Below are 11764 nucleotides of genomic sequence, written 5' to 3'. Positions count from 1 at the left end.
TGAGCTGTCAAGAGGCTGGAATTGCCACAATAGTTGACACTCGAATGAAGTCGGTAGCAGGATCGCCACACGGAAATGAAGATCCAGACCGGAGGAGGGGGAGCTCTCGGTGCCACATCTCGCAGCGGTGGGCCCGTCCGATGGCCTCGCCCGAGCCGGTGAGGAGCGCCTGGCGGGCGAGGAGTCCGCACGGGGCGCCGTGCGGTCGGAGCGACGCAAGGAGATTTTGCGCCAGCGCCGCGAGGAGCTGGGACTGAGCCAGGAGGACCTCGCCGCCCGGCTGCGCATCAGCGTGCGTGCGTACGGAAACTGGGAACGCGGCCTCGTCAAGGAGTGGACGGACCGCAAACTGCTCGCCCTGGCCGAGGCTTTGGAGATGAGCGAGCGGCAGTGCTTCTGGCTGTTCCGCGTCATGGTCGACCGCGACCCGCCGCCCACGTGGCGGGCCGCCGAGGAGAACAGGCTGCCCGAGGACCCCGCGCAGCGCGACTACCTGTGCGACTACGCGGCCCTCATGGAGTCCGTGCCCTACCCGAGCTTCCTGGTGGACCACCGCTGGGACGTCGCGCTCACCAATTCGGCCTTCGACCAGCTCTTCCAGTCCGTGCGGCCGCACCCGACGGCCCTGCCGGACGACAACTTCCTGCGCTTCGTGCTGTTCCATCCGGACGCGGCGGGCGTGCTGGAGGATCACGAACCGGCCTGGTGCGTACCGCTGCTGGCCCAGTTCGCGGCCGCGCTGGCCGTGGCTCCGGAGGACGAGGGGCTGCGCAGCATCCGCCAGGAGGTGGCCCGTGACCCGTTCATGGAGGCCGCCTACCGGTACGGGGTGCCGCACTGGCTGAGCATGCGCGGAGCCGAGGCCGCCGAGATGGACGGGGCGGTGCGGACCGTGCGCCACCCCGACCCGCGGTGGGGCCTGGTGCGCTGCCGGATGGTGGCCGAGACCAGCCGGATGCTCGACGCGATGGGGCTGACGCGGATCACCCTGATCCTGTCGGCGCCGCAGGGCGCGCCGGTGGGTCCCGTGCGGGGCGGCGGCGCGGGGGTCATGCACCAGCAGGGCGCCCGGCTGCGCGCCGTGCCGTCGCTGGGGGAGTGACCGGCCGGGGCAGACTGGAGCCGGCGGGTGCGCGCCTCGGATTCCGTGCCACCGATCGTGTCACCGATCGTGGCACTGGAGCCCCGGAGCCGCCGCCGGCACGATCGTGGTGCGTGGAACGGCCACGGGAGCTGCCACTGTCACCGGCACCTGCCGTGGCAGGGGCACCGGCACGGGCGAAGGGCGGTAGGGGCGTGCGGCTGACGATCCTCGGCGGGGGCGGTTTCCGGGTACCGCTCGTCTACGGAGCACTGCTCGGCGACCACGCCGAGGGCCGGGTGTCGCATGTGACGCTGTACGACCAGGACCCGGCGCGGCTCACCGCCATGGCCCGTGTCCTCGACGACCAGGCGGCCGCCGCCGGCGTACCGGACGCCCCGGCCGTCACCGCCACCGGGGACCTCGACGAGGCCCTGCGCGGGGCGGACTTCATCTTCTCGGCCATCCGCGTCGGCGGCCTGCACGGGCGCGCCGCGGACGAGCGGATCGCCCTGGCCGAGGGAGTGCTGGGCCAGGAGACGGTGGGCGCGGGCGGCATCGCGTACGGCCTGCGGACCGTGCCGGTGGCCCGCGCGATCGCGCGCAGGATCGCCCGTACCGCCCCCGATGCGTGGGTCATCAACTTCACCAACCCGGCCGGGCTGGTCACCGAGGCCATGGCCGAGGAGCTCGGCGACCGGGTGATCGGCATCTGCGATTCCCCCGTGGGCCTCGGCCGGCGCATCGCCCGGCTGCTCGGGGCCCGGCCGGGAGAGGCCTGGATCGACTACGTCGGCCTCAACCACCTGGGCTGGGTGCGCGGGCTGCGCATCGGCGGCCGCGACGAGCTGCCCCGGCTGCTGGCCGACACCAAGGCCCTGGAGTCCTTCGAGGAGGGCCGGCTCTTCGGCGCCGAGTGGCTGCGCTCCCTCGGCGCGATCCCCAACGAGTACCTGCACTACTACTACTTCAACCGTGACACCGTACGGGCCTACCAGGAGGCCGAGCAGACCCGCGGGGCCTTCCTGCGCGACCAGCAGCGCGGCTTCTACGCCGAGGCCGGCCGGGCCGGGCAGCCGGCCGGGGCGGCGCTGGCCGCCTGGGACCGGACCCGGGCCGAGCGCGAGGCCACGTACATGGCCGAGAACCGCGAGGCGGCCGGCGTCGGCGAGCGCGACGAGAGCGACCTGGAGTCCGGGGGCTACGAGAAGGTCGCGCTCGCGCTGATGCGGGCCATCGCCAGGGACGAGCGGGCCACCCTGATCCTGAACGTCCGCAACGGTTCGACGCTGTCGGTCCTGGACGCCGCGGCGGTCATCGAGGTGCCCTGCCTGGTCGACGCGAACGGCGCCCACCCGGTCGGCGTCGCACAGCTGCCGCTGCACGCGGTGGGGCTCGTGACGGCCGTCAAGGCGGTCGAACGGGAGGTCCTGGCGGCCGCGGCCAGCGGGTCCCGGGCGACCGCCGTCAAGGCCTTCGCGCTCCACCCGCTGGTGGACTCCGTGGCCGTGGCGCGGCGGCTGCTCGACGGGTACGCGGCGGAGCACCCGGGCCTGGCCTACCTGCGCTGACCCGCCTGCGCCGAGCGCCGTCGGGCCCCCGTACGGCGCAGTGCCGCATGCGGTGGGGCGGGGGCGCTGTGAGAGTGCGAGGGTGACCACCGCTCCCGCCGTAGCCGCCGCGCCACCCGTGCTCGACCGGCGGCAGCGCAACATCATCTTCGGCACGATCATGCTGGGCGTGCTGCTCGCGGCACTGGACCAGACGATCGTCGGCACCGCCCTGCCCACGATCGTGGGGGACCTCGGCGGCGGGGACCACATGTCGTGGGTGGTGACCTCCTACCTGCTCGCGGAGACCGTGTCGACGGTGCTGGTGGGAAAGTTCGGCGACCTGTACGGCCGGAAGCTGATCTTCCAGATCTCCGCGATCATCTTCATCAGCGGCTCCTTCCTGTGCGGCCTGTCCAGCAACATGACGTTCCTCATCGTGTGGCGCGGCGTCCAGGGCATCGGAGCCGGCGGCTTGATGGTCACCGCCATGGCACTGATCGCCGACGTGGTGCCCCTGCGCGAACGCGGCAAGTACCAGGGCATGATCGGTGCCGTCTTCGGCGTCGCCACCGTCATCGGACCGCTGCTCGGCGGATTCTTCACCGACCAGCTGACCTGGCGGTGGTGCTTCTACGTCAACGTCCCGATCGCCATCCTCGTGGTCGTCGCGGCCGCCAAGACGATCCCGGTGGTACGGGCCACGGGCAAGCCGGTCATCGACTACCTGGGCATCGCCCTCGTCGCGATCGGCGCGAGCGCGCTGATCCTGGCCACCAGCTGGGGCGGGAACGAGTACGCCTGGACCTCGCCGACGATCATCGGCCTGTTCGCGGGCGGCGTCGTCGCGCTGGCGCTGTTCTGCCTGGTCGAGACGCGGGCCGCGGAACCGATGCTGCCGATGCGGCTCTTCCGCAATCCGGTCTTCGCCGTGTGCTCCGTCCTGAGCTTCGTCGTCGGGTTCGCGATGCTCGGCGCGATGACGTTCCTGCCGACCTACCTCCAGTACGTCGACGGGGACTCGGCCACGGTCTCGGGCATCCGGACCCTGCCCATGGTCTTCGGACTGCTGATCGCCTCCGTCTTCAGCGGCAACGTCACCAGCAAGACCGGCCGGTACCGGATCTTCCCGATCGTCGGCAACGCGGTCATGGGCGTCGGCCTGTACCTGCTGTCGCGCATGCAACCGGGGACCAGCACCCTGCTGGAATCGCTCTACATGTTCGTGCTCGGTGCGGGCATCGGCCTGTCCATGCAGGTGCTCACGATCGCCGTGCAGAACACCGTCGACTACGCCGACCTCGGCACCGCCACCTCCGGGGTCACCTTCTTCCGTACGCTCGGCAGCGCCTTCGGGACGGCGGTCTTCGGCACGATCTACGCGAACCACCTGGGGCCCGGACTGGAGGCGGGGGTCGCGGAGGCGGCGCGGGTCACCGGGCAGGATCCGGCGCGGCTGGCCGAGGCCGCGTCGACCCCGGAAGGCGTGCACCGGCTCAGCCCGGAGGCCGCGGCGCCCATCATCGACGCGTACGCGCAGGCCCTGCACACGGTGTTCCTCTGGACCGTGCCGGTGGCGGTCTTCGGGTTCGTCGCCGGGCTCTTCCTCAAGCAGGTCAAGCTGCGCGACACCGCCCGGGCCGGTTCCACGGACATGGGCGACGGTTTCGGCTCTCCGGCCACGGCCAGCGGGGACTCGGCCAAGCTGCTGGAGCTGGCGGTCGGCAAACTCGTACGGAACATGGGGCGGGACACGGCACGCGGGATCGTCGCGGCCTCCGACACCCGGCTGGACATCGCGGGCGCGTGGGCCGTGATGCAGGTGGAACTCATGACCCGGACGGTCGGTACCGCGAGCATCGGGCTGATCGCCGCGCGCCGGTCGCTGCCGCCGGAGGTGCTGCTCCCGGTCTTCGACCGGATGACGGAGGAGGGCTACCTCAGCGGCGAGGCCGGCTACTTCTCCCTCACCCGGGCCGGGGAGCGGGAGGCCGCCGTCATCTCGGCGGCGTGGGCCCAGTGGCTCGGCGACCAGCTGGAGAAGGACCGGGGGCGGCCGCGGAGCGCCGAACTGCGGGTGGCGGCCGACGCGATCGCGAGGCGGCTGCTGGCCGAGGACCTGGGCGAGGGGAACTTCGCGCCGCGGGTGGTGGTGCGGACGTAGCGCGGCGGGTGGTGGTGCGGACGTGGCGCGGCGGGTGGTGGTGCGGACGTGGCGCGGCGGGTGGTGGTGCGGACGTGGCGCGGCGGGTGGTGGTGCGGACGTGGCGCGGCGGGTGGTGGTGCGGACGTGGCGGAATCGGAACCTCCGCCAGCTGCCGGACATCCTCCCCATCGACACGTGTGGAGCACGGGGACGGGAGTGGACATGGGAATCACACTGGCCGAGGAGATCGTGCTGTTGTCCCTGGACGACGAGTCCGGGCAGGCGCGCGAGCGCCAGTCGGCGGGCTGGGCCGCGGCGGGCGCGATCTTGCTCGAACTGGTCATGGCGGAACGGGTGTCGGTGGCCGGCAAGTACCTGGAGCTGCGGGACCCCACGCCCACCGGGGAAGAACTGCTCGACGGCCGGATCCTGCTGATGGAGGCCTGGCTGCGCGGCCGCGCCAAGCGCCGGGTGACGGACTGGCTGACCAGGGACCAGGCCAAGGCGGTCGGCGCCGCGCTGGAGCGCCTGGTCGGGCGCGGCCTGGTGGTGGCGGAAGTGCACAAGGTGCTCGGGGTGTTCCCGCAGCGGCGCTACCCCGAGACCGACGGCGCCGCCGAGCGCGCGCTGCGGGAACGGCTGCACGCCGTCGTCATCGAGGGCGCCGAGCCGGACGCGCGCACGGCCGGCCTCATCGCGCTGATCCACTCGACCGGGCTGCACCGGCAGGCCTTCCCCGGCCGGCGCCGCGACACGGTGGCCCCGAGGACGGCTGAGATAGCCGCCGGTCAGTGGGCGGCCGACAGCGTCCGGACGGCCATCCGCGACGTGCAGGCCGCCATGGTGGCGGTGACGGCCGTGACGGTGGCGACGACCTTCACGGTGTGAGGCCGGGTCCCGTTCCTTCCCGAGGCCCCGGACGGCCTCGGCCGGTGCGGGGGCTTCAGGCGGTGCCGGTCGCCCCCGAGCTCGCGGTCGGATAGTCGTACGAGGAGACGTGCGGCAAAGTCGCGAGGTCCGGGCGCCAGGCGCGCAGCACGGCCGCCGTCGGGACGTAGAGGGCCGAGGGGATCTCGGCCGGGGCGAACCACTGCCAGCGGGCGATCTTGTGGGGTTCGGTGACGGCGGGGACGCCTTCCGCCGAGGTGGTCACGGCGGCCGCCGTCAGCCGGGTCACGCCGGACTGCGCTTCGATCTGGACGGACAGGACGCGGATGGCCTCGGGGGCCGCCCGCAGATCCGTCTCCTCGGCGAGCTCCCGGGCCGCGGCCTGCTCGAAGCCCTCACCGGGGTCGACCTTGCCGCCGGGCAGCTCCCAGCGGCCGTCGTGCGCCTGGCCGAGCAGCACCCGGCCGTCCGGGCCGATCACGACCAGCCCCACGCCGACGACGGCATTGGGCTGCGGCACGGCGCGCTCGGGACGTTCTCCGGCGGTGGTCATGGGCGTCCTTCCGGTGGAGTGGTGGGCCGGGCGCGGACGTGGATCCGTTCGCCCTGGGGGCCGAAGAGGCTGAGGAACTCCGCTGCCTGCGGTCCCGCGTTGAAGAAGGCGTGCGGGGTGCGCGTGTCGAACTCGGCGGCCTCGCCGGGGCCGAGGACGAGGTCGTGCTCCCCGAGCAGCAGCCGGATGCGCCCGGACAGCACGTACAGCCACTCGTGGCCCTCGTGGACCTTGAGTTCGGGCTCGGGCGGCGGACCTTCGAGGGGCGGGAGGATCTGCTTGAAGGCGTGCACCCCGCTGAACTTGCGGGTCAGCGGCACATAGGTGCTGCCGTGCCGGACGAAGGGACGCGGGCGGACCCGGGGGTCCCCGGTCTCCGGGGCGCCGACCAGCTCGTCGAGCGCCACCCGGTGCGCCCTGGCCAGCGGGAGCAGCAGCTCCAGCGTCGGCCTGCGCTGCCCGGACTCCAGCCGGGAGAGGGTGGAGAGGGAGATCCCGGTGGTCTCGCTGAGCTGGGCCAGTGTGGTCCCGCGCTGCCGGCGCAGGGCGCGCAGCCGCGGGCCCACGGCGGTGAGCACGCCGGCGAGTTCCTCGTCCTGCTCCTCGGTGACCATGGCTCCATTTGCCACTTCGGCAAGAACATTTGTCAAGCGGGCGCCTGCGAGCGGACCCTCGGAGACATGGACGACGCACGGGACTCAAGGAATTCAGGCGATGCGGGGGACGACGTGTTCGACGTGGTGGTCGTGGGCGGCGGGGCCGCCGGGCTCGCCGGGGCCCTGACGCTGGTCCGGGCCCGCCGGTCGGTGCTGGTGATCGACTCCGGCAGCCCGCGCAACGCCCCGGCCGCGCACCTGCACGGCTACCTCGGCCAGGACGGGGAGAGTCCGGCCGCGCTGCTGGCCAGGGGGCGGGCCGAGGTGGCCGGCTACGGCGGCGAGATCAGGCAGGGCACGGCCATCGCCGCGGACCGGCTGCCCGGCGGGGGCTTCCTGGTCCGCTGCGGGGACGGCTCGACCGTCCGGGCGCGGCGGCTGCTGGTCGCCACCGGTCTGGTCGACGGGCTTCCCGCGGTGCCGGGCCTCCGGGCGCGCTGGGGCCGGGACGTGCTGCACTGCCCGTACTGCCACGGCTGGGAGGTCCGGGACCTGCCGGTGGCGGTGCTGGCCGACGGACCCCTCGCGGTGCACCAGGCGCAGCTCTGGCGGCACTGGAGCGAGCGGACCACCCTGCTGGCGCACACCTGGCGGCTCACCGAGGAGGACCGGGAACTGCTGGCCGCCCTCGGCGTCCGGGTCGTCGAGGGAGAGGTGACCGGGCTCGGAGTCGAGGAGGACCGGCTGACCGGGGTGACCCTGGCCGACGGCGCCGTCGTGGAGTGCACGGCCCTGGTGGTGGCCCCGCGGTTCACCGCGCGCTCGGGCGTCCTGACCGCTCTGGGCCTGCCGACCACCGCCGTGGAGCGGGACGGGCACGTGGTCGGCACCTGCGTCGCGTCCGACCCGGCGACCGGTGCCACCGCGCTGCGCGGGGTCTGGGCTGCGGGCAATGTGACCGCGCCGACGGAGCAGGTCGCGGGCGCGGCCGCGCAGGGGGTGCGTGCGGCCGTCTCCGTGAACGCGGACCTGATCGAGGCGGAGGCCCGCCGGGCCGTGGAGGCCCACCGGGCGGGTGCGTGAGGGACCGCCCCGAGGCGGGACGCACGGCTCGTATCGGACAACTGTGCGGGTTTCGGCCGTCGTCCGTCCGTGCAGGCTCTGAGCGGTGTGATCGTCGTACGGTCCAACGGTTCCAAGGGTTCGGGGGGACGCTCCATGACACATGTACTGGTCATCGGCGGAGGAGTCGGAGGACTGGCCACGGCCCTGCTCGCGGCGCGGCACGGACACACGGCGGAACTCTTCGAGCGCGATGCGCGCGCTCCCGGCACCGCCCTCGACCGTGACTTCTTCGGCTGGCGCCGGCCGACCGTACCGCAGGCGGTCCAGCCGCACGTGCTGCTCGGGGCCGCCCGCACCGTCCTGCGGGACGGACTGCCCGACGTCTACACGGAGATGCTCGCACTCGGCGCCCGGGAGCGGCACGAGCTGGACTGGTTCGAAGCCCGGCCCCCCGCCCTCCCCGGCGACGAGGACCTCGTCATGCTCCAGGCCCGGCGCATCGTGCTGGAGAGCGCGCTGACCTCGGCCCTGCGCGCGGAGGCGGGCGTCGTCGTCCGGTACGGGGAGCCGGTCACCGGACTGACCACCGTCCCGGGGCCGGCCGAAGCCCCGGAGGTCCACCACGTGACGGGAGTGACCACCGAGGCCGGGAGTTACGAGGGGGACCTCGTCGTGGACGCGGGCGGGCGGCGCGGGGGCGTCGAGCGCAGGCTGGCCGAGGCGGGCTGCCGGCCGCCCGTCGTGGAACGGCACCGCACGGGGCTCGCGTACTTCTGCCGCTGGTACCGGCTGCCCGAAGGCATGGACGAGGGGCCGCGCCGGCCCTGGGCGGTGACCGGCGGGGCCTTCGCCGGATGCGCCGTGTTCCCGGCCGACAACCGGGTGTTCGCGGTGACGCTGTTCGTGCACACCTCGGACACCACCCGCTCGGCGCTGCGCGACCCCGCCGTCTTCGAGCGGGCGGCCCGCGCCTTCCCGCCCGGTGCGGCCTGGCTGGCGCTCGGGGCCGAGCCGCTGTCGGACGTACGGGCCACGGCGAGCCTGGACAACCGGTGGAGCGCGCTGGTCGACGAGCGGGGACCGGTGGTGACCGGGCTGGTGCCGGTCGGCGACTCGATCACGCACACCAATCCGACCCTCGGGCAGGGCACCTCGCTCGCGCTGTGGGCCGCGCGCAGGGTGGCCCGTACGGCGCACCGTGACCCGGGATCGGCCCGGTTCGCCGTCGGTCACCACGACTGGGCGGTGCGCACGCTCAAGCCGTGGTTCGACTTCCAGGTGGTCGCCGACGCGGCCATCGGGGAGCGCTTCGCGACCCGGGCCGGGCGTACGGGGACGGCGCGGGAGGTGGCCGCGCTGTTCGACTGCGCGCTCGAGGATCCCGAGGTGATGCGGGCGCGGGCGAAGGTCCGGCACCTGGCCGAGCAGCCGGAACGGGCGTACGCGGATCCGGAGATCAGGGCCCGGGTGGCGCGCTGGCTGGCCGCGCGGCCGGACTACGTCCCGCACGAGGCGGGGCCGGACCGGGCCGAGTGGGAGAAGCTGACGGCGGGGCCGGGGCGGGGCGCTCAGCCGGCGGAACCTCAGGTACCGGAGGCGCCGGCGGTACCGGAAGTACCTTCGGTGTCGGAAGTGCCCGCGGTACCGGCGGCCGGGCCGAGCACTTCGGCGAGGTCGTAGCCGACGACCTCCTCCAGCTGGGTGTAGGTGCAGCTCTCCGGTGTCCGGTCCGCCCGCCAGCGGTGGAACTGCGCGGTGTGCCGGAAGCGGTCGCCCTCCATGTGGTCGTACTTCACCTCCACGACCCGCTCGGGGCGCAGCGGTACCCAGGACAGGTCCTTCTTGCCGGTCCAGCGGCTCTGCGCGCCCGGCAGCCGGGCGCTCTCGTGGGCGGACTCCTCCGCCCAGGCGGCCCACGGGTGTCCGGCCGGGTCCGGCATCCGCAGGGGTGCGAGTTCCTCCACCAGCTCGGCGCGGCGCTTCATGGGAAAGGCCGCGCAGACGCCCACGTGCTGGAGGGTGCCGTGGGCGTCGTACAGGCCGAGGAGCAGCGATCCGACAATCGGACCGCTCTTGTGGAAACGGAAACCCGCGACGACGACGTCGGCGGTACGTTCGTGCTTGATCTTGAACATGAGGCGGGCATCGGGCCGGTAGAGGAGATCGAGCGGTTTGGCGATCACTCCGTCGAGCCCGGCGCCCTCGAACCGCTCGAACCACTCCTGCGCGAGCGCGGGATCGGTGGTCGCGGGCGCGAGGTGGACGGGGGGCCGAGCAGTGGAGAGCGACCGGACCAGGGCGGCACGGCGGTCGGTGAGCGGCGTGTCGAGGAGCGAGTCGTCGCCCAGTGCGAGCAGGTCGAAGGCGACGAAGCTGGCGGGGGTGGTCTCGGCCAGCAGGGCGACACGGGACTGCGCGGGATGGATCCGCTCGGTCAGCCGGTCGAAATCGAGCCGCCCGCCGTGAACGATCACGATCTCGCCGTCCACGACGCAGCGGTCCGGCAGATTGCCCTTCAGCGCCTCCGCCAGCTCGGGAAAGTACCGGGTCAGGGTCTTGCCCGTGCGGCTGCCGACCTCGATCTCGTCGCCGTCGCGATGGACGATGGCCCGGAAGCCGTCCCACTTGGCCTCGTACTGCATGCCGGGCGGGATCTTCGCCACGGACTTGGCGAGCATCGGTTTCACGGGCGGCATCACAGGCAGATCCATGCCTTCGATTCTGCGGTGGTACGTCCGGCCGCGCCCGGTATGCGCCCTCGCCCGGGCCCGCCTACCGTGGCGCACATGGGTGCTGCCGGTAATGCGATCGAGCTGGACGCGGGCGGGCGGACGGTACGGCTGTCCAGCCCGGACAAGGTGTACTTCCCGGAGCGCGGCCTCACCAAGCGGGACGTGGCCGAGTACTACCTGGCGGTCGCGGACGGCATCACGCGCGCCCTGCGCAACCGGCCCACGACCCTGGAACGCTTCCCTGACGGGGTGGAGGGCGAGTCCTTCTTCCAGAAGAGGGCGCCGAAGAACCTCCCCGACTGGATCCCGACCGCCCACATCTCCTTCCCGAGCGGCCGCTCGGCCGACGAGATCTGCCCGACCGAGCCGGCCGCCGTCCTGTGGGCCGCCAACCTGGGCTGCCTCACCTTCCACCCCTGGCCGGTGCGCCGCGAGGACACCGACCGCCCCGACGAACTGCGCATCGACCTGGACCCGCAGCCGGGTACCGACTACCACCACGCGGTGGCGGCCGCCCACGAACTGCGCGCCCTGCTGGAGGAGCTGGGCCTGCGCGGCTGGCCCAAGACCTCGGGCGGCCGCGGGCTGCACGTGTTCGTGCCGATCGCCCCGCGGTGGACCTTCACCGAGGTCCGCCGGTGCGCCATCGCCCTCGGCCGGGAACTGGAACGCCGGATGCCGGGCAAGGTCACGACGGCCTGGTGGAAGGAGGAACGCGGCGAGCGGATCTTCGTCGACTACAACCAGACGGCCCGCGACCGCACGATCGCCTCCGCCTACTCCATCCGCCCCCGCCCGCACGCCCCGGTCTCGGCGCCGCTGCGCTGGGACGAGGTGGACGACGCGGAGCCGCGCGACTTCGACATCGTGACGATGCCGGCCCGCTTCGCCGAACTGGGCGACCTGCACGCCGACATGGACGAACACGCCTTCGCCCTGGACCCCGTACTGGAACTCGCGGCCCGCGACGAACACGAGCACGGCCTGGGCGACATGCCCTACCCCCCGGACTACCCGAAGATGCCGGGCGAACCCAAACGCGTCCAGCCCAGCCGCGCCAAGCACGAGGACTGACGTCCGCCCTGTCCCGCTTCACCGCCGCGTTCGCCGTCACCGACGCCGACCGTGTCGGAGGGGCCGCCCTGGACGCCGA

General features: G+C 73.2%; 10 protein-coding genes. 7 read left to right on the top strand and 3 right to left on the bottom strand.

Features of this window, described 5'->3' with window-relative positions; all coding sequences use genetic code 11:
* Positions 1-109 precede the first annotated feature (109 nt).
* The 4 genes from RIU97_RS07325 to RIU97_RS07310 all read left to right on the top strand — a co-directional run bounded on the left by RIU97_RS07325 (position 110) and on the right by RIU97_RS07310 (position 5665).
* The gene (locus tag RIU97_RS07325) at positions 110-1102 is read left to right on the top strand and encodes a helix-turn-helix domain-containing protein (RefSeq protein WP_404954341.1); all 993 of its coding nucleotides are present in this window, start codon (positions 110-112) and stop codon (positions 1100-1102) included.
* Between the two features lie 194 nt (positions 1103-1296).
* Entirely contained in the window at positions 1297-2652 is a 1356-nt protein-coding gene (locus RIU97_RS07320; protein WP_404954339.1) for a 6-phospho-beta-glucosidase, read from the top strand.
* 82 nt (positions 2653-2734) lie between these two features.
* Positions 2735-4795, top strand: coding sequence for an MDR family MFS transporter (locus RIU97_RS07315; RefSeq protein ID WP_404954337.1), 2061 nt, complete (start codon positions 2735-2737; stop codon positions 4793-4795).
* 204 nt (positions 4796-4999) lie between these two features.
* Complete coding sequence (locus tag RIU97_RS07310) at positions 5000-5665, top strand: GPP34 family phosphoprotein (RefSeq protein WP_404954335.1); 666 nt, start codon at positions 5000-5002, stop codon at positions 5663-5665.
* Positions 5666-5720: 55 nt separating this feature from the next.
* Here the strand turns inward: RIU97_RS07310 and RIU97_RS07305 are convergent, their stop codons facing one another.
* Positions 5721-6218: an NUDIX hydrolase gene (locus RIU97_RS07305; RefSeq protein WP_404954333.1), complete on the bottom strand. Its 498-nt coding sequence runs from the start codon at positions 6216-6218 to the stop codon at positions 5721-5723.
* A complete protein-coding gene (locus tag RIU97_RS07300; protein WP_404954331.1) occupies positions 6215-6832 on the bottom strand; it encodes a helix-turn-helix domain-containing protein in 618 nt (205 codons plus the stop codon). The genes RIU97_RS07305 and RIU97_RS07300 overlap by 4 nt, the downstream gene beginning before the upstream one ends.
* A 66-nt stretch (positions 6833-6898) precedes the next feature.
* Here RIU97_RS07300 and RIU97_RS07295 point away from each other — a divergent pair, with 66 nt between their 5' ends.
* Positions 6899-7897, top strand: coding sequence for an NAD(P)/FAD-dependent oxidoreductase (locus tag RIU97_RS07295; protein ID WP_404954329.1), 999 nt, complete (start codon positions 6899-6901; stop codon positions 7895-7897).
* Positions 7898-8032: 135 nt separating this feature from the next.
* The gene (locus RIU97_RS07290) at positions 8033-9559 is read left to right on the top strand and encodes an NAD(P)-binding protein (protein WP_404954327.1); all 1527 of its coding nucleotides are present in this window, start codon (positions 8033-8035) and stop codon (positions 9557-9559) included.
* Here RIU97_RS07290 and RIU97_RS07285 read toward each other — a convergent pair.
* On the bottom strand, positions 9463-10590 hold the full coding sequence (locus RIU97_RS07285) for an ATP-dependent DNA ligase (protein ID WP_404954325.1): 1128 nt from the start codon (positions 10588-10590) through the stop codon (positions 9463-9465). The two genes, RIU97_RS07290 and RIU97_RS07285, sit on opposite strands and share 97 nt — an antisense overlap.
* A 75-nt stretch (positions 10591-10665) precedes the next feature.
* On the opposite strand from RIU97_RS07285, the gene ligD reads away from it, so the two are divergent.
* Positions 10666-11685, top strand: coding sequence for a non-homologous end-joining DNA ligase (gene ligD, locus RIU97_RS07280; RefSeq protein WP_404954323.1), 1020 nt, complete (start codon positions 10666-10668; stop codon positions 11683-11685).
* Positions 11686-11764 lie beyond the last annotated feature (79 nt).

Source organism: Streptomyces sp. 147326 (genome assembly GCF_045000215.1).
GTDB lineage: Bacteria > Actinomycetota > Actinomycetes > Streptomycetales > Streptomycetaceae > Streptomyces.
The sequence above is the reverse complement of the archived record's forward strand: the minus strand, read 5'-3'. Positions and strand labels throughout refer to the sequence as shown.

Excerpts from the sequence above, each read along its gene's own strand:
- RIU97_RS07295 (WP_404954329.1), top strand. The coding sequence starts at position 6,899 with ATGGACGACGCACGGGACTCAAGGAATTCAGGCGATGCGGGGGACGAC.
- RIU97_RS07290 (WP_404954327.1), top strand. The coding sequence starts at position 8,033 with ATGACACATGTACTGGTCATCGGCGGAGGAGTCGGAGGACTGGCCACG.
- RIU97_RS07310 (WP_404954335.1), top strand. The coding sequence starts at position 5,000 with ATGGGAATCACACTGGCCGAGGAGATCGTGCTGTTGTCCCTGGACGAC.
- RIU97_RS07305 (WP_404954333.1), bottom strand. The coding sequence starts at position 6,218 with ATGACCACCGCCGGAGAACGTCCCGAGCGCGCCGTGCCGCAGCCCAAT.
- RIU97_RS07300 (WP_404954331.1), bottom strand. The coding sequence starts at position 6,832 with ATGGTCACCGAGGAGCAGGACGAGGAACTCGCCGGCGTGCTCACCGCC.
- ligD (WP_404954323.1), top strand. The coding sequence starts at position 10,666 with ATGGGTGCTGCCGGTAATGCGATCGAGCTGGACGCGGGCGGGCGGACG.
- RIU97_RS07285 (WP_404954325.1), bottom strand. The coding sequence starts at position 10,590 with ATGGATCTGCCTGTGATGCCGCCCGTGAAACCGATGCTCGCCAAGTCC.